Source organism: uncultured Lactobacillus sp., assembly GCF_944327175.1.
Taxonomy (GTDB): domain Bacteria; phylum Bacillota; class Bacilli; order Lactobacillales; family Lactobacillaceae; genus Lactobacillus.
This window is the reverse complement of the sequence record NZ_CALVGT010000047.1, coordinates 1-22218: the sequence shown is the minus strand read 5'-3', so window position 1 is coordinate 22218 and position 22218 is coordinate 1. Positions and strand designations below refer to the sequence as shown.

The following is a 22218-nucleotide window of genomic DNA, read 5'->3' as shown; positions in this document are numbered from 1 at the left end:
TACTTACGACATCATGTGTCCAAGAGCGCCACGGCATTGGCTTCATCTCCACTTTACATAGTAAAAGAAAAAGTGTTGAACGACTACTCCGTCGAGTAATCATCCAACACTAGATTAGTATGTTTTACTTTACCGATTTACTTTTTATCGTGGTCCGGATCAGTGTTCAAATCATCGTGAGACAACTTGCTTTCTTCAGTTACCTCGTTAGCATCATACAGGTCATGCTTAATCTTTGATGAGCTAATCTCCGGGGTTCTTGGCAGATAAACGACGTTGACACCTTCTTCTTTCAAGAAGTCGAACTTGCCCTTCCAGTCATCCCCCATGACAAAAGTGTCAATGTGGTATTCGTGCATGTCGCTGCGCTTTTGGTCCCAGTCTTTTTCTGGGATAACCAAGTCAACGTAGCGGATGGCCTCCAGCAGCTGCTTGCGCTGCTCATATGAGAAGTAGGTCTTCTTGTGCTTGGAATTCCAGTTGAACTCATCAGTAGACAAGGCAACGATCAAATAGTCGCCCTGGGCCTTGGCCCTTCTCAGCAGGTTGATATGTCCGTAGTGCAGCAGGTCAAATGTTCCATAAGTAATTACGCGTTTCATAATTGCTCCTTGTCCCCTATTTCAGGTATTCCTTGTAAGACTTGTCTGGATCAAAGATGACTGAGCCATGGATAGAGCCGCCTCTGACAAAGACATTCCACTTGCCATACTGCTTGGTCAGTAAAGGATCGTAATCCTTTGGAATCGGCAGGCTGAGTATCTCAAACGGCACTCTGACTGGATTTGCCACATACTTGCGCTGCCAGCAGCACTTTTCCGTTTCCAGCATGACCATCATGACTTCCTGGGTATCTTGGTCGTCATATTTGGTAATTTCCTTGGCAAAGCGGTCGTAGTAAATGTTGCGGCCTCTACTCCTTTTCTTTTCAAAAAAGAACTTGGTGTAAAGGAGAAACTTCTTCAAGCTGGACAGATTCTTATTCGGGTAGCCATTGCAGTAGTTGTAGAACTGCCGGGCCCGGTGCTTGAGCTGGTTGACGTTTTTGACAAAAGCCTGCCGCTCTTCCGGATCATCTGGCACATTGTCCAATGGGAAGATATCGATAAAAATCCCCTGGTTGAACTGGTAGTGGAAGTTCTGTTCAGACTTGAGGATGGCCGTAGTCATGGAATTGCGCAGCTGGGCGTGCCCCCGCATGGTGCCGGGGTCAGTCTCTTCAGTTTGGAAGAAGTAAGGCTCAGCGAATTCGTCCTTAGCAACTTCGCACAGACGGTCAAAGTCCTTCCGGTACATCATCAAATCGATGTCATCATCCCAAGGAATATAGCCGTGGTGGCGCACCGCCCCCAAAAGAGAGCCGCCTGACAGGTACCAGGGAATGTCATATTTCTGGCAGACCCGGTCCAGCTGGTCCAAGAGATCCAGTTCCACAGCCCAAATCTTCTTCATTTCCGAGCTGACCGTATAGTCGTTTCTGACTTCTTCTTTGAAAAAATCGTCTGAGAGCTTGAGCTTAATATTATCCATTGTCTTTTCTAAATTCTCCCTTATCCTCTGCCCAAAATCTTCTTAAGCAGGCTAACCGAGTCGTCCTTTAAGATAAACAAGGTGACCAGGTAAGTTCCAGCGCCTAAAACAAATTGGATGCCCAGCTTGATGATGCCAGGATGGCCAAACGGATTCAAGGCCAGGATCACTAGCATCATCAAAGTCCCAGCAATCAGCTTCTTCCAAATCACCTTGCCAATATAAGCCGGCTCCAAGTATCCATTGTCATGGTAAAGGTAAAGCAGACTGATTGTCAATTCCGCGATGATTGAGGCAAAAGTTGCCCCAGCACTGGCAAAGCGCGGAATTAAGAACAGGTTCAAGACAAAGTTGACGGCTGCCCCTATGATGATGTAAACAGCGCTTTGCTTCCGCAGGCCAGCCGGGTTGTAGTATTGCGAACCCAAGCAGTTGGAAATCCCGATAATCACGATCTGTGGGCTGAACAAGCGGAGCAAAAGCGCCACCTTATCCCAGCCATGACCAAAAAAGACGGGCACAAAGGTATCCGCAATTCCGAGCAGGCCAAAGCCGATCCCGACCCCGATGAAGAGGATGTAATTTATGGATCCTTGGATCCGCTGCTTGATTTCCTTTTCTTTTTTCTTAGCAAATAAGTAGGAAATTCTGGCCCCCAGGACACTGTTGACGGCGGTAAAGGTCACCGCCTTAGTCAAATTGATGATCTTGGTTGCCTGCTCATAGTAGGCATTTTCCGCATTGTTCTGGGTCATGAAGCCGATCAAGGTCTTGTCCATATAAGTATAGATGGAGGTGGCAATGGTTGGAATAAAGTAGATCAGCGTTTCATGGAAGTGCCGTTTCAAGTTGGCCAGTTTGATTGGAACTTTTACCACGAACTTATGCAGCTCCAGCCACATAGACATGGTCCCCAGCAAAGTCGTCCCCGTCATAATGAAGACATAAAGGTTGGTATCCTTAGGGCTCTTGACAAAGAGCAGGATCAAGATAACCCCGGCCACTTTGACCAAGGCGTTCTTGGTCACTGTGTACTGGAATTGCTCTAAGCCATCAAAAAACCAAGAGATGTCCAGCATAGTGTTGAAAAGGTTCAAGGTTAAGATAAGGAATATAACCCGGTAGTGGCTTTGAAAGCCCAGGTAAATTCCCCATAACAGCAGCATGGCCAGAGAGGTAAATACGCTCAGTAGCTCAATTTCCCAAAAAATCTGGCTCCGCTTTTTGACATCGTTGCGGTTGCGGGCAATTTCCCGCATCCCGTATGACGCCGTCCCCAAGGCCGCGACCAAGGAGAAGTAGGTCTGGATTGAGGAAGTCCAGCTGTAGGCCCCGATCCCGTCAGTCCCGATGACTCTGGAAACGTAAGGTGCCGTAATCAGCGGCGTAATGATTGCCAGAATCTGGTACAAGGTACTGATAACTATATTCTTTTTAACACTAGGATTCTTCATTAACGCTTCCGATCTGATACTACTTTCCCAAGTACATCTGGTAAACCTGCTCGGCAGATTCCTGCTTGTCATAACCCAGCTTGGTCAGCTGGCTAGCATATTGCCGGCGGTCCTGGCCGCTGGCCTGGCTGGCCACTTGCGCGATCAACTTAGCCCAGGCAGCCGGCTCGGCCTGCAAGTCTTCCCGGAAAATCAAGCCCTCAAAGTCCATTTCTGAGCTGATGACATCAGAAATCACGCATGGCAGACCGGTCGTCTGCGCTTCCAGCAGGGTTACCGGCAGTCCTTCGTAAAGAGAAGGCATGACAAAGGCATCCATGGCAAATAAGTAGTCTGGAATCTTGTCTGTAGACAAGATCATGGTCACCTTTTCCTCAAGGCCCAAGTCCTTGATCTTGGCCCGCAGGTCTGCTTCCCTTTCCCCGTTCCCGATCAAAAGCAGGTGGGCTTGCGGCTTGCTTTTGACCAGTTCATTAAAAATGTCTACCAAGAAAAGCTGGTTCTTTTGGTCAGCCAGGCGGCCGATATTACCCAGCAAGAGCTGGTCAGCCGTTAAGCCCAGTTCCTCTCTGGTTGCCTGCCGCTTTTCTTCAGCAAAAACGTAGCGGTCCCGGTTAATCCCATTGTGGATAATCTGGACCCTGCCTTGGTCTTTAGGATTAAAAAGCCAGGCAGCAGCCTCTTTTGAACAAGCCGCCAGATCCGTGGCATAGCGGGCAATCTGCTTGCGCTCATAGGTCACGAAGCCGGGCAGCTTCTGGATGCCGTGCAAGTGCTGCATGGCATTGTGGGAGTGGACAATCACGCGCTTGACGCCATTTTCCCGGGCCACCTTAGCCATATCATAACGGCTGGGCAGGTCAGTGTCGATATGAACCACGTCATAGTGGTGCTTTTTTAAAAACTGGTCAACTACGGCCACCCGGTTGCGGTGGCTCTCAAAAGAATTCCTTCCTGAATAGCGCAGAGGGTAGACATGGACGCCAAAAGCCTCTACAGCTGCTTCTTTTTCCGGAACGCTCTTATCTGGATCGAGCAGGACGTAATCATAGTCCACCCGGTCGTGGAGGGTCTTGATCCATTCGTATTCAACTGAGGTCACCCCATCGTAGTAGAGCATCCCCCGGATCAAAAGCACCTTCAACTTGTCACTCACGCTATCACCTGTTCTTTTACTTGCGTCTTACTTTTCTAAACTCTTAACGGCCTTTTCCAAGGCAGTCTTGGTAAAATTACCTGCTCTCAGCTGCTTAGCCACTTCTCTGGCATTAGCCGCGAAAGTTGCGTATTCCTCTTCCGTCACATTTTTTAAAACTTCCGGCAGGTCACGCAGAGAGTCAATGGTCAAGCCCAAATTCCTGCTCTTGATAAAGCTGGCTTCAGCTGCCTGGCTCCAGATAATAACTGGCAGGGCTGAAGCCAGATACAAGGAGAGCTTGTGGGGATTGTTGTAACGAAGGTAGTTGCCAAAAGGCCCGTCACAGGTCTCAATGCTGCTGCCGTCCCAGATCAAGCCAAAGCCGGAATTTAGTTGCTTGGGAATTTCATCGGCTGGAAAGGCTCCATGGTATTCGACATTCTTGTAGGCATCCAAAGTGAAATTCAGCCCGTAAAGGTTGAATTTGGCGTCGATTTTGCCGATATCGTTCAAATACTGGGTCTTACGGACATCCAGATTACCGGCGACAGAAACAGCCCGTTCAAACTTGACCTGGTTGATCTCGCCAGCCGGGATTAAGTAGTCAAAAATCCCCAAGGTAACCAGCTTCTCCGGCGCAACGCCGCGGCCTTCAAAGAACTGCTTCATGGAATCGTTATGAACAATCAAGCAGTCAGCATATTTCATCATCTGCTCAAAGTCGTCCGCGAAAAACTTCTTATAGAAGAATTGCCGCAGCTCTTCCACGTCGTGAACCAGGTAGATGAATTTAACCTTCTTTTCTTTCTTCAGCTTGGCCAGAGTTTCTTCCCGCTGCAACTGGTGATCCCGGGATGGTGCTTGGAAGAGGACGATAGAATCAGGTTCGATCTGCTTGTAGAGCTTCTGCCAGCTGAAGCGGTAGTGCAGCTGCCGACGAACCCGGGAAAGAGCATCCTTTTTTCCCGCACAGACCCGGACTAAGCGTAAGCTTTCAAAGCCCGCCTTTTCTGCGATCTGATTGATATCGGACGGAGCCTTGCCCAAGGCAGTGTCGTCTGAACTGAAAACTTCAAAAATCTGGTATTTTTTCATTAATCCTTGTCTTCCCCCAAGCTGAATTCAAATAGCGGGTGCTTTTCCCGCTTGTCTGCTGGCGGCGGAGTCATATAGTCCGGGCCGTAAAGGCGGGTCATATAACTTTCAATCCCGGCTGGCAGTTTGACTTTGATACCTTCGAAAGTTCCTTCCGTGGTCTTGCACATATTCTCCCGGCTGTCCATTTCTCCAAAGTAGTGCTTGCGGCCGCTGGGAATCGTCACGTACTTGGAGTTGTCATTTTTGCAGCCGGAATAAACCTTGTAGGTCCAGTGAGCGGCTGTATCCAAAGGAATAAATTTGAAGAAGCGGCCAATCTTGTACTTTTTAGCAAACGTTGCTCTGACTTCTGGCGTATCCTGGATTTCCAAGAGCTTTGGCAAGTAGTCATAAACCTTCCGGCAGCTGAGCAAGTAGCCAACCGCCAAGCTCCAGTAGCCTCTGAGCTTGCGGGCAAGGGCATTATCCGGAGTGTTTTCCAGGACAAAAATGTCAATGCAGATTCCGCAGTTCTCTCTTGGTTCAGCAACATCATTAAAGGTCCGGTAGGCCGTACCCTTCTTGATGAAGCGGCTGGCAGCTGCCCCATAACCCGGGGTAAGTTCCGGGGCAAGGAGCTTATAGCCAGTTCCTAATTCTTTATCAAAAACTTCCTTAAGCTTGTTGAAGTCTTTTCTAGGCATATTGACATCGATATCATCATCCCAAGGAATAAAGCCCCGGTGTCTGATCGTGCCCAAGACTGATCCACCGCTTAGGGTGTAGTTGAGGTCATACTTGGCGCAAACAGCCATGAAGTCCTGGAGCATCCCCAGCAGGGTCTGTTTCAGCTTTTTTAAATCTTCGCCTTCAACGTAAACTACGTGGTCGCTGTCCCCAAAAGCATTCTTCTGGGCCGCGAATCCGTCCTTAGTTCCTAATTTACTCATACAGCTGCTTCCTAAAATTCCTCATTAACAGCTTCCAAAGCAGCCGCGATGACCTGGTCCATGTTGTAGTACTTGTACTGGCCCAGGCGGCCGCCAAAGATGACCTTGGCATCTTCCTTGTCAGCCATTTCCTTATACTGAGCGTACAAGTCGTTGTTTCTGTCATTGTTGACCGGGTAGTAAGGCTCATCGCCCTTGTGCCAGTCGGCTGGGTATTCCCGGGTAATGATAGTCTTGTCCGGGTCACCCTTGCCAAATTCAAAGTGCTTGTGTTCAATAACGCGGGTATAAGGCGTTTCTGCGTCGGTGTAGTTGATCACGGCGTTGCCTTGGTAGTTACCGACGTTCTTTTCTTCAGTTTCAAAACGCAGGGACCGGTATTCCAGTTCACCCAAGCGATAGTCAAAGAATTCGTCGATCGGGCCAGTGTAGACTACCTTGTCAAACTTTTGCAGGTACTCATCCTTCTTGGCGAAAAAGTCAGTGTCCAGTTCAACCGTGATCTTGTCATCCTTGAGCATGTTTTCCACCAGCTTGGTGTAGCCGCCCTTAGGAATCCCTTGATAGTCGTCGTTGAAGTAGTTGTTGTCGTAAATCAAACGAACTGGCAAGCGCTTGATAATGAAGGCCGGCAGTTCAGTTGCTTTTCTGCCCCACTGCTTTTCCGTGTAGCCCTTGATCAGCTTTTCGTAAATGTCCCGACCGATCAAAGAAATAGCCTGTTCTTCCAGGTTTTGCGGCGTCTTGCCCACCATTTCAGAGCGCTGTTCGTTGATCTTGTCCATGGCTTCTTGCGGCGTCCGGACGCCCCACATTTGGGTAAAGGTGTTCATGTTAAAAGGCAGGTTGTACATCTTGCCCTTGTAATTTGCTACCGGGCTGTTAGTGTAGCGGTTGAATTCCGCGAACTGCTGGACATAGTTCCAGACTTCCTTGTTTGAAGTGTGGAAAATGTGGGCACCGTACTGGTGAACCTGGATGCCGTCAATTTCCTTGGTGTAGATATTGCCGGCGATGTGGTCGCGTTTTTCGATTACCGTAACTTCGTGGCCCCGCTTAGCTGCTTCACGGGCAAAGATAGCACCGAAAAGGCCGGCGCCAACTACTAAATACTTGCTCATACTTGTTTTGCTCCTTTTATTTAAAAGTGGGTCTGCTTCTTGCCAATGCCAAACTTGCGCTTGATCAGGTTGATCCCTTTCACTATCTTCTTTTCGCCGCCCAGCTGGCCCCAGGTCATCTCAGTATAGTTCTGCTTGGTCGTGTAGAGCCAGACGTCCATCAATCTTTCAGAAATATAGCCATAGACCCGCTGATCCTGGACTGAGTAGCCGGAAATATCGATTTGTCCTTCCAGCTCGCTAAGAACGCTGAAGATGAATTCACAGTAATCGTTAAACTGCTCCTTCTTCATGACGAACATGTTAAACATGTGGGCACTGCGCCGCTTCATCATCATGTCAAAAGCCGGCAGATAGTCTGGATAGTCTGCCGCGATAATTTCAAGGGTCTTGTCCAGTGGCTCTGCCGGATGGGCATGAACATAGTGATCATAGTTGCTCTCAATGTAGTAGTTCCGCTTAGTTGGAACAATTACGTCATATTTTTCAAGTAATTTGGCAAAGTCGGCTTCCTTGGCAACATTTTCCAAACTAAAAGGCTTCTTAACATAAAAATAGCGTCGATAATGGACCAGGCCCACTGCATCAACGTCCTTTAAGTTTTTCCAGGCCCAGTAGATCCCCGTCAGTTCATTATAATAGGGGTTCTTGGCCGAAATGTTTTCACCAGCATCATCGCGCTGGTAATCGATTCCCGGCTTGTAGTTCTTGACCGCACCGACCAGGACTGGCAAATAGACAGAGTCAGCCGGCATTGGAAACTGCTTGTGTGCCGCGACTAATACTTTAATTTTCACTAGTTTCCCCCTGTTTTAGTAAGCTCCTTCTTTTTTGAAGATGCTGAAAATTGTTTGGAAGAAAATTTTTACGTCATATCCAAAAGAGATATTGTCAATGTATTCCAGCTCAACGTCGCAGCGCTCCGGGTAGCCGATGTTGCTCCGGCCCGTTGCCTGCCAAAGGCCCATGGCACCTGGCCTGACCGAGAGAAACTTGTCCTTGTGCTCACTGTATTCTTCCAGTTCTTTTTCCACCACCGGGCGGGGGCCGATAATGCTCATATCACCCTTGAGAATGTTGACGAACTGCGGCAGCTCATCAACTGAAGTCCGCCGCATCCAGCGGCCAATCGGGGTGATTCTTGGATCTTCATCAGCCAGCAGCTTGTAGTCATTGGCTACATACTTGGCATACAAATCAGGATCGCTTTTTAAAATTCCCTCCGCGTCCATTCGCATCGAACGGAATTTGTACATCATAAAGGGCTTGCCGCCCTTACCGATTCTTTCTTGGGCAAAAAAGGCTGATCCGCCGTCCTGGCTCTTAATGATCAGAGACAGAATCAAGAAAATCGGCGAGAAAACTATCAGAGCCAGCAAGCTGCCGACAATGTCCAAGAATCTCTTTATATACTTGTAGGCGCCCAGTTTTTTCTCGTAATTGGACGATTTCTCTTTTTTACTCATTTATTACCCGTACAACTTAATAACTAAACAATTTTGGCTGTCTTTTACACAAAATTGCATTTGCTTTAACACATTTGCTAAAGACACCACTAACCGTATTGTAACTAAGTATAACATCTTTTACTTGTATTGTGCACTATCAATAACAGGCTATAGCTATAAACAAAAATGCTGGATGATCACATCCAGCATTCTCTAAATTATTTGCAATTACTGAACTGACTTTGTCTTCAAACCCATGGCTTTTCTGATCAAGTCACTGATTCTTTGCCGTTCAGCCGTAGATACATTCTGGTAAGATACGCCATCCTGCATGAAACCAGTGCCGTGGGTATAGTCAGTTACGACATTTTTCGTGGCTGGCAAGTACGATGTTGCCAGGGAAGTCAAGTCACTGAAGGTCAAGTCGGTTTGAACCTGCTTGGACAATGATGAAACAAAGCTGGTGTTCAGCAGTGTCTGGGCTGATTCGGCCTTCTTGACCAGGGCCTGCAGCACTTGCCGCTGCCGCTTTTGCCGGCCGTAGTCACCTTCTGGATCATCATACCGCATCCGGCTGTATGCCAGAGCCTTAGCCCCGTCCATGTGGGTCATCTGCCCCTTGGTGAATGTGTAGCCTTCGTAGCTGAAGCTCAGAACCGGTGCGATGTCAACCCCGCCAACCTTGTCGACGATGGTCTTAAGCCCGCCCATGTTAACCAACACGTAGGCATTGATCGGGATGTTGAAGTATTTCTTCAGTACCTTAGCAAGTTCACCAGCATTACCGTATGCATAAGCTGCGTTCAGCTTAGACGGTGAGTATTCCGGATAATCCGGCAGGTTGACTTGAATGTCACGTTCGAAGCTGACCAGGGTGGTCTTCTTCGTCTTTGGGTTCAAGACCGCGACCATGATGGAGTCGGTCCGGCCTTTGTATGTTCTGCCCAAAGCCCCGGTGTCAGTCCCCATCAAGAGGACCGCCAGCGGCTTCTTGTTACTGATAACGTCGTTCTTACTCCCGTTTTCCGCGCTGCTGATCCCGCCTGAACGGTAAGCAGTATTGGCCGCGTTCTTAACTGAACTGTATTCATACCAGACAAAGCCAGCCAGGCCAACCACAAGTACCCCAACGACAATCCAGAAGATCCGCCAAAACTTGTTACGCCTCTTGCGTTTCTCGGTTCTTGTATTTAACTTTTTCTCATTCACAGCTTTTCACCATATGTCCAATCTTTAGAATAGATGTAATAGTTTCATTATATATAAAAACTCCGGGTCTGCACCAGACAAATCCTCTTTCTTCTGTTTTTTTAAAAAAACTTAGACAAATGCCTAGCTAACACTTCAATTCTAGCAGATCTCTCCGCCATTTAAACTCTATTGATAAAAAGCCATACACAAAAAGAGGAGTCAAAGATCGGCCCTTAACTCCTCTGTAATTTTTTATGATTAGTATCCGGTACCACTGTTTTGACCGTACATATTTTGACCGCTGTCCCGCGTGCCGTAACCATAATTGTAAGTGGAATTAGAATTATAGTTAGAACCATTTTTTGAAGAGTATTTTCACATCTTGGTCAAAGAAAAAAATCCCGCTGACGCGGGATTTTCTGCTTACTTGATTTTAGAAGTTTGCGGACTTGATGTACTTACCACTAGCTACTGCGTAGAACTTCTTACCTTGGAAGATCACAACGGAGCCGTAAGTGTACTTCTTTCTGCCCTTCTTTTGCACACCCTTAAGTGCCTTGACCTTCTTGCCCTTCTTGACATAGATGTAGGCATTCTTCTTAAGAGTCCGCTTCTTGCCGACAGTAATGTTGCCGGCCTTAATGTATTTGCCGTTGCTGAGCTTGTAGTAAACCTTGCCCTTGATGATCCGGATACCGACAGACTTGGTGTACCGGCCCTTCTTGTAACTCTTAGCCTTAGTCTTCTTGCCCTTAGCTGAGTAAAGTGCAGCGTTGTGCTTCAAGCGGATGTAAGTACCAACCTTTTGGTAGCTGATCTTGGCACCTGAGCGCTTGTCAAACATGTACCACTTACCGTTGATCTTTTGCAGGCCATACAGCATTTGGCCGGTCTTAGGGCTGTAGTAGACAGTCTTCTTTTGGCTGGCAATATACTGGAAGCCAGTCTGCATTACGCCGGTCTTCTTGTTGAACATGTACCACTTGCCATTGATCTTAATTTGGCCGACAACTCTTGCACCTGAACCTGGAGCGAAGTAGTAAGTCTTGCCATTGATCTTTTGCATGCCGTAGAGCATGTGGCCGGTAGTTGGGTCGTAGTAGACAGTCTTATTTTGGCCAGCCAGGTATTGGAAGCCAGTCTGCATTACGCCATCTTCCTTGCTGAAGAGGTACCAATAGCCGTCGATCTTGATTTGGCCGCCAAACCGGGAACCTGAACCTGGAGCAAAGTAGTAAGTCTTGCCGTCAATCTTTTGCAGGCCATACATCATGTGGCCAGTAGCTGGGTCGTAGTAAACCGTCTTGTTTTGACCAGCCAAGTATTGGAAACCGGTCTGCATTACGCCATCTTCCTTGCTGAAGAGGTACCAATAGCCGTCGATCTTGATTTGACCGCCAAGCCGGGCACCTGAACCTGGAGCAAAGTAGTAAGTCTTGCCGTCAATCTTTTGCAGGCCATACATCATGTGGCCAGTAGCTGGGTCGTAGTAAACCGTCTTGTTTTGGCCAGCCAGGTATTGGAAACCGGTCTGCATTTTGATTGAGCCGTCATCGGTTGAATCGTTGTACAGGTACCAGTAGCCGTCCTTGTTAACTTGGAAGCTGAAGCTGTCGGTTGACCGCTTTGCTTCCTTTAAGGATGCAGCTGCCAGTTCTGGCTTAGGACTGTTTTCGTTCCAGTCCCAAACACCTTGGTCAGTAACTGAGTTAGCCAAGACAGTCGTCTTGTCGCCATCAATCAGAACCAGGAAGCTTGGCCCAAGAGTTGAGTTGAGACCTTTGCCGGCAATTTCACCCCGGTTACCCATGTAGGCGTTAATCAAAACAACGTGGTTAGCGAAGTAGTCCTTGTCGTAAGTTACTCCGTTAACCGTAATCTTGTCGCTATTCAAGTTGGCAGGGTTGATCTTGACTACGTAATATGAGTAGGTAGCAGTCCGCCAAGTTGATGGTACAGACGCGCCAAGTACCAAACCGTCACCGTTCAGAGGAATGTAGTCGCCGTCTACCTTGTCAGAAACAAAACCAAGCATAGTAACGTTATCACCAACGGCAATGTTGGTCTTAACGGCTAAGTCAGTATCTGAAGCGTGGTTAACCCGGCCGTCAATAAACAGGTAGTACTTACCATTCAGCTTGATCAAGTCAGGACGTTCAATTTCGTCACCGGACAGAACAGTCTTAACAAGCGGCTTGTACAGAACTTGCTTGCCATTTTCGTCAGTAGCTACCTTAGGATTCTTAGGGTCGCTCATATCAAGCTTGAGCAAACCGATAGCACTGTTACTTACGGCTGCTCTGGTGTTCATGTCGGTGCTGTTGAGCAACTTGAACAATTCACTTACGTTGTAAGCCGCGTTGCCGCCGTATCTGCTCCAGTCATACAGGTTATCAGCACCTTCTGGGTCGTCACCGAGATCACCAGTAGCAGTTTCAAAGGCCAGGTAGTAAGTACCGTCACTGTCCTTGAAGACGTGGCCGTCACGCATTTGCGGGTTGTTGGCACCGCGGTTTTCGCTGTTCTTCCACTGTTCATAGTTTTGGTAAACAGTACCATCACCGATAAAGAGAATGTGGTCGTTTTCAGTGTTCTTAATGTAAACACCGTCAGCGTTCTCGCCAATGTTAACCGTGATAGTGGCAACTCTTTGGTTGTTGCTTTCTTGGGCGAAAACGTTAGCATAGAACAATTGGATTGAGCCATCAGCGTTAAGCATAGCTGAACCGGACCATTGGCCAGCTTTCGGGTCATTGTTGTAGCCAAAGATTGAACCGGCAACCTTCCAGTTAGCAAAGTTGTTGTCACCATACTTGTTGTAAAGCAGGTACAAGTGGCTGTCGCTCTTGTGCGGAATCCCCATCATGGCCACAGCCAGCTGGTAGCCGTTCCAGTTTTGCACGTAGCCTGTTTCTGGATCTTGAACTGGCCAGGAGTCCCAAATGTCCATGGTTGCGTCTTCGCCAGTTTCAGCGTCCTTGACCTTGTCTAGGCCAGGCATGTTGACAACCTTTTCCCCCTTAAAGAGCGGGATTTGGGAGCTACTGTCGCGTTCAACGATCTTCTTGGTGATTGAGTCGTAGTCCTTCAAAGTGTACTGACTGTCTTCAGTCTTGTTCAGAACCATCTTGTTCAAGGCAGCGATCTGCGTGTCTGTCAGCTTGTCCAGTTCCAAAGTGCTGCCTTCTCTCAAAGCAGCAGCCACGATCTTCTTGCCAGTGTCATTCAGTTTGGCGTAGTTGTCCTTGGCAGCTTGCGTGGTCAAATAGCTGTTGATAACTGAGCCTTCGCCAATGTTTTCGTTTGAAACATCTTCACTGACGTTTTGCTTCCCAAGTTCTGAAGTTTCATCACTGGAGGTATTACCAGTAGATGAGCCTGGGTGAGTCTGGGTGTTGTCGCTAGATGAACCTGGGTTATCCGTCGTGTTCCCAGTACTCTTAGTATCAGTCTTAGTGCCGGTGTTGGTACCAGTTGAACCTGGGTTGGTTGGGTCCGGAGTACCAGCGGTCGTACCGGTTGAACCTGGGTTAGTTGGGTCCGGAGTGCCAGTGGTCGTGCCAGTAGTAGCTTGGTTGGTGTTGGCAGTCCCGTTATTCGTGGTATTGGTGTTGTTAGTGCCGGCTGCGGTATTGTTATTAGTTGCAGTCGTAGTATTAGCTGTAGTAGTCGTAGTAGTTGCTGCAGTAGTGTTAGTCGCAGCAGTAGTGTTGGCGGTAGTTGTGGCTGCAGTAGTTGTGGCTGCAGTAGTTGCTGCCTTGGCTTCAGTCGTTGCCTTTTCAACAGTATCAGCCTTAACAGTTTGTGCCTTGCCCGCGCCAGCAAGCAAGCCGATGGTCATTGCTGAGAGCATCAAATAATCCTTGCCGAACAGGCCGCGTTTCTTTTCTTCCTTTTTCATAACCTTAAGTTTTTCCTCTAAAAAACAGTCTATCTATTACTTAAAAATATAGAATATTTGCACATTTTACTCAGCCAGCTAACAAGCACACTGAGCAATACGTTTATTTTACAACATTTCTTTCACATTTTTTGTAATATTCCTTCTGACTTATCTATTTAAAGAGGAAATCGCTTTACTGCGACCATTTTTCTCACTTTTAGCTTAAGAAATTAAGCTTTGTTCATCTTAGACCGTTCAGTTTGAATTTTTACCTACCTTCTTTATCCAATCATGTTAGAATGGCAAAGTTGTTTGTTCTAACACTAAAGTGATTTTGTAAAGAAGAGGAATTTCCGTGAAGAAAGCAATACAAAAATTAACGGCCCTCCTGCTGGCTTCAGCCAGCTTCCTCGTGGCCAGCCCCGCAAAAGCTAGTAGCCTGGCTGACCGCAACTACCAGGGGCAAAAAGTTATCACCGTCAACCGGAACCGGCCAACTTTTTCCAAAAAGACCCTGTCGACTAAAAAGGGGGCCTGGCAGAGCTACCATAAGCTGGACTCTTTAAACCGGGCTGGGGAAGCCGATGCCCTGCTGAACAAGCGGCTCATGCCGACCAAAGCCAGAGAGCCCCTTTACTGGAACCCGACTGCCTGGCACAATAAGAAGATCTCCGGCGGCTGGCTCTACAACCGTAGCCACCTGATCGGCTACCAGCTGACCGGGCAAAACAACAACCCCAAGAACCTAATCACCGGTACCCGGCAATTAAACGACCCGGGCATGCTCAAGTACGAAAACCAGGTGGCCAGCTATCTCAAATCATCCAGCCGCCACTACATCCGCTACCGGGTCAAGCCAATCTTCCGCGGCCGGGAACTCCTGGCCCGCGGGGTTGAGATAGAGGCCCAGGCCACTGGCTCCAACGCTGTCCGCTTCCACGTCTACATCTTCAACGTCCAGGACGGCGTCAAGCTCAACTATTCAAACGGTACCAGCCTGGTTACCGGCGTGGCGAGAAAGTCTGCCAAGAAGACCGTTGCTAAAAAATCAACTTCTTCTAAAAAGAAGATCAAGACTTCCACTACCAGCCGGATCGTCGGCAACCGCCGGTCTAAGATCTACCACGTTCCAGGCCAGGCCGGCTACCACATGAATTCATCCAATGCGGTCTACTTCCGCACCGAAACAGAAGCCAAAAGAGCCGGCTACCGCCGGGCCCTGCGCTAAGGCATATTTCTTGATTTTTTGCAAGGGCCTGTGTAATATTGGCATTAGGAAAAGGCAAGAGAGATGAACCTACCTTTTCCTGTAAAGGTTTTATATCATACTCTTTTCATATTGCATTTTTACACACATACTCTTTTATCTTATTTGTACAGTTTTGATACAATATATTGGCATATTAGGCGATTCATATTTAACACTTCTAACATCTTTCGCGTTTTTACCGATTCCTTTCTATTCATAAATGCATCGAAGCGCCATATCATATGCCATCCCCCTTTTACACATCTATTTAAAGAGGAGTCCCAACTAACTTGGGGCTCCTCTTTCGTTTTATTCTGCTTTCTTCTTGCTGGACTGCTTTTCAGCTTTCTTGCTCGTTTGCTTTTTCTTCTTTTTCGTCTTCTTCACCGGCAACGGGCTCTCTTCCAGCTTCTTGAAGTGGGCCTGGCTTCCGATTTTTTCTATTTTCCCCCGGTTTCCCTTAAACCAGTAAACGCCGCTGGCGTCTGCAAAGAGGCAAACCAGGTTAGAACCCGCGTAAGCGCCGGTCAAGCTTCCTTCCGTCTTGCCAATCGCCACTTCTTTGCGGTAAAAGTAGCGCGGCTTGGCCCCGCCCACCGGGAAATAACTGGGCAAGCCGCTTAAAGTAACCCGGCCGCTGGCTGCTACCGCCAAAACCAGCAGGTCACTCACTGCCTGCCTGGTCTGGTTGTCGATCTCCAGCTGGAGCTGGCCGCTTTTTTTCTCCGTCTCCCAGACATTTAATCCCGCGGCCGCGCCGGCTGCTGGCAGGTCCGGGTTGGCCTCTTTTAGTGCCCGGTTCTCCTTGGCCAGGCGGGAATTTTTCTTCTTTAAACTGGAATTGTCGCTCGCCAATTTGTCCAGCCGCTTTTTTACGCTGGAAGCTTCACTGCTGCTAGTCAGGCTGGCCTGGTAGAGCTGGCCGGCCAGCTGGCTGTTTCTCTGGGTCTGCTTGGCAGCTTGTGCGCTCAGCCAAACGCTGGCCCCCATGGCGGCAAAGCCCACGACCAGGGCCAAAACCGTCAGCCAGGTCAGCCAATTTTTCTCCTTCATCGTTCTATCCCCCTTATTTTTCAAATATCACTCTTTCATTATACTACTTCAAATGAAAAGGCTTCCACGATCTTGGATAAAAGAAAAAGACGGAAACTTCCCGCCTTACTGAGCATCGCGCTCGGAAATATCGCAGCGCATCAGCTTCTCAATGATGTCAATATATTCTCGCGGCACCTGCTGGCCCAGATAGGTCAAACGGACATCGCGGTCGGTCAAGTCGACCACCTTGCGGTCTTCCTGCCCCTCCTGTTCTAGCATTTCTACCGGCAAACCGGCCAGAATACTGTTTCTAGACACGCCAAAAACATTCGCTATCTTCTCAACGGCCTTCATCCGCGGCACCTTGCGGCCAACCTCCCAATTTGAGATTGTCTGCTTGCTTACTCCCAAGGCCAAGGCCAGCTCCTGCTGGCTCATCCCCCGCCGCCGGCGCAGGTCTCGCAAATACTTGCCAATCATGTTCTTTTCCATCCAAAGTCACCACCTGTCATAAGCATAGCATAAGTTGTAATAAAATGAAATGTTTATGAGAAGTTTTTGCGTTTTTTGAGAAAAGAACATATCAGATAAAAAAGAAGCCTGCTTCCGCAGACTTCTTAATTAACTTTCTTACTTGGTCATTTCTGACTTCTTTTCCCGCAGCATCAAGGCGTCAACGGTTTCCCGGGCGTCAGCACCGCGGTTGACCACGGCGTCAACGGCGAAGACGATCGGCATTTCCACGTCATACTTGTCAGCCAGTTCCAAGGCAGCTGGAATGGCGTTGATCCCTTCAACGACCATACCAACTTCCTTCTTGGCTTCTTCAGCGCTCTTTCCCTTGCCGATCAAGTAGCCGGCATTATTATTTCGGCTTTCCTTGCTGGTAGCAGTAACGATCAAGTCACCCATGCCGGCCAGGCCGTCAAAAGAATCTTCCTTGCCGCCCATCTTGAGGCCCAGGCGCTTGATTTCCGCCATCCCGCGGATGATCAAGGCAGCCCGCATGTTGTCCCCGTAGCCCAGGCCTGAGCAGATCCCGCTTGCCAAAGCGATTACGTTCTTCAAAGCCCCGCAGAGCTCAACACCCAGGCGATCAGAGTTGGTGTAAACCCGCATGTTCTTGTTCATGAAGACGTCCTGGACCTTTTCAGCCACGTCCTGGTCTTCACAGGCGGAGACAATGGTGGTTGGCAGGTCCTTGGCAACTTCTTCCGCGTGGGTCGGGCCAGACAGGGCAACGTAGTGGACATTGCCATGCTTGCCGTCCTTGTTTACTTCGTCAGCGATAACTTCAGTCAAAGTTAAGAGGGTGTCTGGTTCGATCCCCTTAGCCACGTCAACGATGATCTGCCCGTCTGGAATAAAGGCAGCGGCAGTCTTGGCAGTTGAGCGGACGAAGACTGATGGTACGGCGAACAGGATGATGTCCTTGTCTTGGCAGGCTTCCGCGATTTCCTTGGTAAATTTAATTTCGTCAGGAATAACCATACCTGGCAGGTTCTTCTGGCGACGAGTTCTTGAGAGTTCGTCGACTTCTTGCGGCAGGGCTGACCAGACGGTCACTTCACGACCAGAGTTGCTGAGCATCCTGGCCAGTGCCATGCCCCAAGTACCTGCTCCCAAAACACCGATTTTTGCCATATTATTACCTCACTTAGTTTGTTGATTCCTATTCGCGGCGGCAAAACGGCCGCCACTGATCTAACCTATTATAGCACTCAGCCGGCAACTTTCTCTTTGCCCCCAGACTAATTATTAAAAAATTAGCTTTAACTGCACAAAAAAGACGTTTCCCAATTGAAACGTCCATTAGAGAATAGCTATATTAAAAAGTGTAAGCAAAAACAGCTATGCATTTATCTCCAAGTGAAAAACTCAAGAGTTTATTAAAAGTAACCGCTTACTATTACATAGCTTATTGTATGATGTAAAATAGTCTTTGACAATAGTTTTCGTGAATTTAAACATTTTTATGCACTTTTTTAAAAAGTTGAGCGATTTTTTCTAATCGCTTTCTCAGTTATATAACATTTTAACGTTTTGTAACAATACCATCCGATATAGTATACTAAAGAATAGGATTATTTTTTCCCAATTTGGATAATGCCTATCCAACGATATTATAATTGATATGAAATTATATCATAGCAAAAACAAGGTGTAATTCAGCAATGTTTAAACAGCTTAGGAAAGCAAATCAAAACGACTACTTGCTCATCGCGGCCACTTTAATTTTGTTAGTCATCTTCAATCTCAGCTTGCTCAATTACGTCCAGGAACAGCAGAAAGCTTCCGAGCGCGACCAGGCCCAAGCTCTGGCGACCGACTTCTCCCAGACCTTGAAGGGTGAGATCAAGAGCGCCTTGACCCTGTCGACAACTTTGAAGGAACTGCTTTTGGCCGGTAATGGCAAAGTCGAGAACTTCTCCACCGTGGCCAAGGACCTTTTAGAAGAAAACGAAGCGGCCAGCAACCTGCAACTGGCGCCTAAAGGGAAAGTCACTGAAATCTATCCTTTAAAAGGAAACGAAGCAGGCAAGATCAACCTTTTGACCGACCCGGTCCGCGGCCCTCTTTGCCGCTACGGGATTGCCCACCAAGTCACCGTGACCCAGGGACCGATTCCCCTAAAGCAAGGGGGAAAAGGTGTGATTATGCGGACGCCGATTTTTATCAAGAGAAAGGGCAAGAAACAATTCTGGGGCTTTGCCATCGTAGTGATGAGGATCCCCCAGACCGTCTCCTCAACCGCGGCTAATCTTAAATCAGCCGGCTACAGCTATGAATTAGAAAAGCAAGTTTCACCCTTAAATACAAGTTACAAGCAAGTCATGCAAAAGGGCAGCCTCCACGAGCCAATCACCTACAGCTTCACGACTGCTGACAACAGCAAATGGCTCTTGAAGCTGGCTCCGGTCAAGGGCTGGCTCTACAACAAGTGGAACTGGTTCATGGGCTATATCGTGATCATCGACTTCGCCATTGCCGTCCTCATGCTCTGGGTGATCAACCGGCGAATCAGCGGACGAATTCTGGAAAGAGAAGCCACCCTGGACCCCTTGACTCAGGCCTACAACCGGCAGGGCTTCGACTGGAAGCTGGCGAGCCTGTCAGCCAAGAAGCAGCCGGAGACCACGGTAATCATGCTGGACATCGACGACTTCAAATCGATCAACGATGTCTTTGGCCACCAGACCGGGGACGCGGTTTTAGTCCAGCTGACTAAGAACTTGAAGCAATGTTTCGGGCCAAACGCTATCATCGGCAGAAACGGCGGAGACGAATTCGTAGTGGCTCTTCCCGGCAAAATGAGCGACAACCGGTCTGCGATCAAGAGCCTATCCGTTTTAAAGCAGGAAGCGGAAAGCAACGGAGAAGCAATTCCTTTCTCCGTTTCCATCGGCTACAGCGAGTTCCCGGGCCAGGCCAAGGATTATGAAGAGGCCTTGAGGTTCGCCGACGCTGCCCTGTATGAGGTTAAAATTACCGGCAAGAACAATTTTGCCAGCTACAAGTCCAGCCTGTCAGAGAAAAAGCAACACAACCGGCTGGGACTGGGTTTAAGGGCCCTGGCGGCGGGCGACCCGACCCCCCTTTTGATCATGCAGATGGATACTAAAGAAGCCATCTACGTTAACAAAAGCCTGCTGGAACTCTTTGGCTGCGAATTGTCGTCAGAATTCTACGACTATTACGGCCAGTCCCTGCTCAACTTGATTTCCCCAGGCGATCGGGCCCGGGTCAAGGAGGAGTTTACCGACTTTGTCGAGTCGGCGGTTAATGAAGAGCGCTTTAGGGGCGACTGCCAGATTTTGACGGCAGATGCCCGGACCTTGCGCGTCTTCTGCGACATAAAGTATTCTGTCAATCAGCGCTATGGCGCCTTGGTTTACATCAGTTTCGTCCTTAATTAACGGAGACAGAAAAATGGCTGAAGAACAAGAAAATAAGCTGAACATCCCCAACCTGCAGATCCTGGGCCAGGACGACAGTCCCCTTTTTCAAGGGGCGGGCAGCGATGCTAAGAGCGTGACCTATCCTAAGAAGTTTTCCAACCACCCTGGCTTTAAGCAGGTCTTTCAGCCGGGCAAATTGACTTTCGGCTTAATGGCCCCTTTTAAGGGTTACCCGGACAGCCAGATAGCAGATGTCAGCGACCTTTTCGACTACGCTAAAGCGGCAGAAGCTGCTGGCTTTGACGCCTTGTGGATCAGAGATGTGCCTTTTTATGACCAATACTTTGGAGACGTAGGCCAGGGACTGGACCCGATCGCGACCCTGGGCGCATTGGCCATGACCACAGACAAGATTGTTTTGGGGTCTGCCGGCTTTATTTTACCAGAGAGAAACCCGATCTACGTGGTCCAGGCCGCCGTGTCAATCGACCGGCTCAGCAACCACCGCTTCCTGCTGGGCTTAGTCAGCGGGGACCGGAAGAATGAGTTTAAGGCTTTTGGCCGGGACTGGAATGAGCGCGGCGAGATCTTCAGAGAAGGCTGGGACTTGACCAAGAAATCTCTGACACATCCCAACCGCCTGCACTTCAGCGGCAACTACTACGGCAAGCTGACCGGGTCTTTGAGCATCGTTCCTCAGCTTGAAGACGGCTACTCAATGCCGCTGGTAGCGATTGGCCGCTGCCGGCAGGAGCTCTCCTGGCTAGCTAACGAGCCGGACGCCTGGATCTGGCATGGGATCGGCGAAGATGAGACGGCGTCGGCGGTTAAGAAGCTGAATGACTTGAATGAGGACGGCAACTGGCATCCCTTCGGCTACCAAAACTTCGTTGAGCTGTTAGATGACCCGGACGCCCCATGCGAGCTCTTCAACAAGATCTACCTGCGTGGGGGCGCCAAGAGCATGGCTCAATTCTGGCGTAAGCAGCGCAAGGAAGGCTTAAACCACGTGATCATCAACTTCAAACCAACCAAGCGGCCGATCGCTGACTGCCTGGCTGACATGGAAAAGTACGTTTTCCCGGAAGTAAATAAAGACTAAAAAAAGGCTCTGCCATCGCGCTTGATGACAGAGCCTTTATTTTTGCTCAAATTAATTTGGAATTAATTACTTAGCTGAGCTAGTCTTGCTTGCTGAAGTTGACTTTGCGCTAGTCTTCTTTGCAGCCTTCTTGCTTGACTTCTTAGCAGTCTTAGCTGCCTTCTTGGTGTTCTTAGCAGCCTTCTTAGTTGACTTCTTAGTAGTCTTAGCTGCCTTCTTAGTGTCCTTAGCAGCCTTTTTAGTTGACTTCTTAGCATTCTTGGCTGCCTTCTTAGTGTCCTTAGCAGTCTTCTTAGTTGACTTCTTAGCTACCTTCTTGGTTGCCTTCTTAGCGTTCTTCTTGGTTGCCTTCTTAGCAGTCTTCTTGGTGTTCTTCTTAGCAGTCTTCTTAGTGCTCTTCTTGGCAGCCTTCTTAGTGCTCTTCTTGGTAGTCTTCTTAGCGTTCTTCTTGGTTGCCTTCTTTGCAGCCTTCTTTGCAGCCTTCTTAGCGTTCTTCTTGGTTGCCTTCTTAGCAGCCTTCTTGGTGTTCTTCTTAGTACTCTTCTTGGCAGCCTTCTTGCTTGATGATGAAGCTTCTGATGAGCTTGAAGCCTTTAATGATTCTGATGAGCTGGTCTTCTTTGATGAAGTTGCTGAGCTTACTGAGCTGGTCTTCTTTGATGAAGATTCAGCAGCAGGCTTGTCGCTCTTAACTTCAGTCTTGTTTTCAGTTGCGGCTAGAACTGGGCTTACGCCAGTAGCCAGCAGAGCAGCAGCAACAGTAGCTTTACCAAGGTTCTTCATTAAACGGTTGTTCTTCATAATACGATTCCTTTCCCTGTATTGATATCAAAATATTTTTGTATTACTTGCTCTTAATTATACTCAATTATCGAAGGATGTTAAGCAAAGAATTGAAGAAAATGAAGAAAGTTAGAATTAAGCTTTTATCCTGCAAGTAGATAAAATTATCCATCTTTTTCTATTCATACCGACTTTTAACTTACTTTTTTCCGCCTATGAACATTATATAGTTAGAGAATTTTGAGTCAAATTAGTCCATACTGTTGCTTTTGACAGAATAAATCAATTCTTTACCTTTTGTTCGTATCCAGTTCGGTAAGACGTGATATAATAATTCTTAGAGGTACGAGAATGTAGA

The 22218-nt window shown here is 48.2% G+C and carries 18 protein-coding genes; 3 read left to right on the top strand and 15 right to left on the bottom strand.

Going from position 1 to position 22218, the window contains the following annotated elements; translation table 11 throughout:
• Positions 1-137: 137 nt before the first annotated feature.
• From tagD to Q0J41_RS05940, 11 genes are all read right to left on the bottom strand, one after another.
• A complete protein-coding gene (gene tagD, locus Q0J41_RS05990) occupies positions 138-602 on the bottom strand; it encodes a glycerol-3-phosphate cytidylyltransferase (protein ID WP_296227347.1) in 465 nt (154 codons plus the stop codon).
• Between the two features lie 16 nt (positions 603-618).
• The gene (locus Q0J41_RS05985; protein WP_296227345.1) at positions 619-1530 is read right to left on the bottom strand and encodes a phosphorylcholine transferase LicD; all 912 of its coding nucleotides are present in this window, start codon (positions 1528-1530) and stop codon (positions 619-621) included.
• Positions 1531-1550: 20 nt separating this feature from the next.
• Positions 1551-2984: an oligosaccharide flippase family protein gene (locus tag Q0J41_RS05980; RefSeq protein ID WP_296227343.1), complete on the bottom strand. Its 1434-nt coding sequence runs from the start codon at positions 2982-2984 to the stop codon at positions 1551-1553.
• Between the two features lie 19 nt (positions 2985-3003).
• Complete coding sequence (locus Q0J41_RS05975) at positions 3004-4140, bottom strand: glycosyltransferase (RefSeq protein WP_296227341.1); 1137 nt, start codon at positions 4138-4140, stop codon at positions 3004-3006.
• A gap of 27 nt (positions 4141-4167) precedes the next feature.
• Positions 4168-5217 carry a glycosyl transferase gene (locus Q0J41_RS05970; RefSeq protein ID WP_296227338.1) on the bottom strand — a complete coding sequence of 350 codons (1050 nt, stop codon included), beginning with the start codon at positions 5215-5217 and terminating at the stop codon, positions 4168-4170.
• A complete protein-coding gene (locus Q0J41_RS05965) occupies positions 5217-6149 on the bottom strand; it encodes a LicD family protein (RefSeq protein WP_296227336.1) in 933 nt (310 codons plus the stop codon). Before Q0J41_RS05965 ends, Q0J41_RS05970 begins: the two co-directional genes overlap by 1 nt.
• 11 nt (positions 6150-6160) lie before the next feature.
• Positions 6161-7270 carry a UDP-galactopyranose mutase gene (gene glf, locus Q0J41_RS05960; protein WP_296227333.1) on the bottom strand — a complete coding sequence of 370 codons (1110 nt, stop codon included), beginning with the start codon at positions 7268-7270 and terminating at the stop codon, positions 6161-6163.
• Positions 7271-7290: 20 nt separating this feature from the next.
• Positions 7291-8067: a DUF4422 domain-containing protein gene (locus Q0J41_RS05955; protein ID WP_296227330.1), complete on the bottom strand. Its 777-nt coding sequence runs from the start codon at positions 8065-8067 to the stop codon at positions 7291-7293.
• 15 nt (positions 8068-8082) lie between these two features.
• Positions 8083-8736, bottom strand: coding sequence for a sugar transferase (locus Q0J41_RS05950; protein WP_296227329.1), 654 nt, complete (start codon positions 8734-8736; stop codon positions 8083-8085).
• 210 nt (positions 8737-8946) lie between these two features.
• Positions 8947-9927: an LCP family protein gene (locus Q0J41_RS05945; RefSeq protein WP_296227327.1), complete on the bottom strand. Its 981-nt coding sequence runs from the start codon at positions 9925-9927 to the stop codon at positions 8947-8949.
• A gap of 415 nt (positions 9928-10342) precedes the next feature.
• Positions 10343-13810, bottom strand: coding sequence for a glycoside hydrolase family 68 protein (locus tag Q0J41_RS05940; RefSeq protein ID WP_296227325.1), 3468 nt, complete (start codon positions 13808-13810; stop codon positions 10343-10345).
• Between the two features lie 337 nt (positions 13811-14147).
• On the opposite strand from Q0J41_RS05940, the gene Q0J41_RS05935 reads away from it, so the two are divergent.
• On the top strand, positions 14148-15020 hold the full coding sequence (locus Q0J41_RS05935; RefSeq protein WP_296227323.1) for a DNA/RNA non-specific endonuclease: 873 nt from the start codon (positions 14148-14150) through the stop codon (positions 15018-15020).
• A gap of 330 nt (positions 15021-15350) precedes the next feature.
• On the opposite strand, the gene Q0J41_RS05930 is transcribed toward Q0J41_RS05935, so the two are convergent.
• The 3 genes from Q0J41_RS05930 to Q0J41_RS05920 form a co-directional block, all read right to left on the bottom strand.
• A complete protein-coding gene (locus Q0J41_RS05930) occupies positions 15351-16094 on the bottom strand; it encodes a hypothetical protein (RefSeq protein ID WP_296227321.1) in 744 nt (247 codons plus the stop codon).
• A 105-nt stretch (positions 16095-16199) separates the two neighbouring features.
• On the bottom strand, positions 16200-16568 hold the full coding sequence (locus tag Q0J41_RS05925) for a helix-turn-helix transcriptional regulator (protein WP_296227319.1): 369 nt from the start codon (positions 16566-16568) through the stop codon (positions 16200-16202).
• A 138-nt stretch (positions 16569-16706) separates the two neighbouring features.
• Complete coding sequence (locus tag Q0J41_RS05920) at positions 16707-17720, bottom strand: NAD(P)H-dependent glycerol-3-phosphate dehydrogenase (protein ID WP_296227317.1); 1014 nt, start codon at positions 17718-17720, stop codon at positions 16707-16709.
• 530 nt (positions 17721-18250) lie between these two features.
• Between Q0J41_RS05920 and Q0J41_RS05915 the strand changes: the two genes are divergently transcribed.
• Positions 18251-19993 (top strand): diguanylate cyclase, encoded by a 1743-nt coding sequence (locus tag Q0J41_RS05915; RefSeq protein ID WP_296227315.1) that lies wholly within the window; start codon positions 18251-18253, stop codon positions 19991-19993.
• A gap of 13 nt (positions 19994-20006) precedes the next feature.
• Positions 20007-21077 carry an LLM class flavin-dependent oxidoreductase gene (locus tag Q0J41_RS05910; protein WP_296227313.1) on the top strand — a complete coding sequence of 357 codons (1071 nt, stop codon included), beginning with the start codon at positions 20007-20009 and terminating at the stop codon, positions 21075-21077.
• A gap of 66 nt (positions 21078-21143) precedes the next feature.
• Here Q0J41_RS05910 and Q0J41_RS05905 read toward each other — a convergent pair whose 3' ends face one another.
• On the bottom strand, positions 21144-21878 hold the full coding sequence (locus Q0J41_RS05905) for a hypothetical protein (protein ID WP_296227311.1): 735 nt from the start codon (positions 21876-21878) through the stop codon (positions 21144-21146).
• Positions 21879-22218 lie beyond the last annotated feature (340 nt).

Coding starts and splice junctions, on each gene's coding strand:
- tagD (WP_296227347.1), bottom strand. CDS start 602: ATGAAACGCGTAATTACTTATGGAACATTTGACCTGCTGCACTACGGA.
- Q0J41_RS05985 (WP_296227345.1), bottom strand. CDS start 1,530: ATGGATAATATTAAGCTCAAGCTCTCAGACGATTTTTTCAAAGAAGAA.
- Q0J41_RS05980 (WP_296227343.1), bottom strand. CDS start 2,984: ATGAAGAATCCTAGTGTTAAAAAGAATATAGTTATCAGTACCTTGTAC.
- Q0J41_RS05970 (WP_296227338.1), bottom strand. CDS start 5,217: ATGAAAAAATACCAGATTTTTGAAGTTTTCAGTTCAGACGACACTGCC.
- Q0J41_RS05965 (WP_296227336.1), bottom strand. CDS start 6,149: ATGAGTAAATTAGGAACTAAGGACGGATTCGCGGCCCAGAAGAATGCT.
- glf (WP_296227333.1), bottom strand. CDS start 7,270: ATGAGCAAGTATTTAGTAGTTGGCGCCGGCCTTTTCGGTGCTATCTTT.
- Q0J41_RS05950 (WP_296227329.1), bottom strand. CDS start 8,736: ATGAGTAAAAAAGAGAAATCGTCCAATTACGAGAAAAAACTGGGCGCC.
- Q0J41_RS05940 (WP_296227325.1), bottom strand. CDS start 13,810: ATGAAAAAGGAAGAAAAGAAACGCGGCCTGTTCGGCAAGGATTATTTG.
- Q0J41_RS05930 (WP_296227321.1), bottom strand. CDS start 16,094: ATGAAGGAGAAAAATTGGCTGACCTGGCTGACGGTTTTGGCCCTGGTC.
- Q0J41_RS05925 (WP_296227319.1), bottom strand. CDS start 16,568: ATGGAAAAGAACATGATTGGCAAGTATTTGCGAGACCTGCGCCGGCGG.
- Q0J41_RS05920 (WP_296227317.1), bottom strand. CDS start 17,720: ATGGCAAAAATCGGTGTTTTGGGAGCAGGTACTTGGGGCATGGCACTG.
- Q0J41_RS05915 (WP_296227315.1), top strand. CDS start 18,251: ATGTTTAAACAGCTTAGGAAAGCAAATCAAAACGACTACTTGCTCATC.
- Q0J41_RS05910 (WP_296227313.1), top strand. CDS start 20,007: ATGGCTGAAGAACAAGAAAATAAGCTGAACATCCCCAACCTGCAGATC.
- Q0J41_RS05905 (WP_296227311.1), bottom strand. CDS start 21,878: ATGAAGAACAACCGTTTAATGAAGAACCTTGGTAAAGCTACTGTTGCT.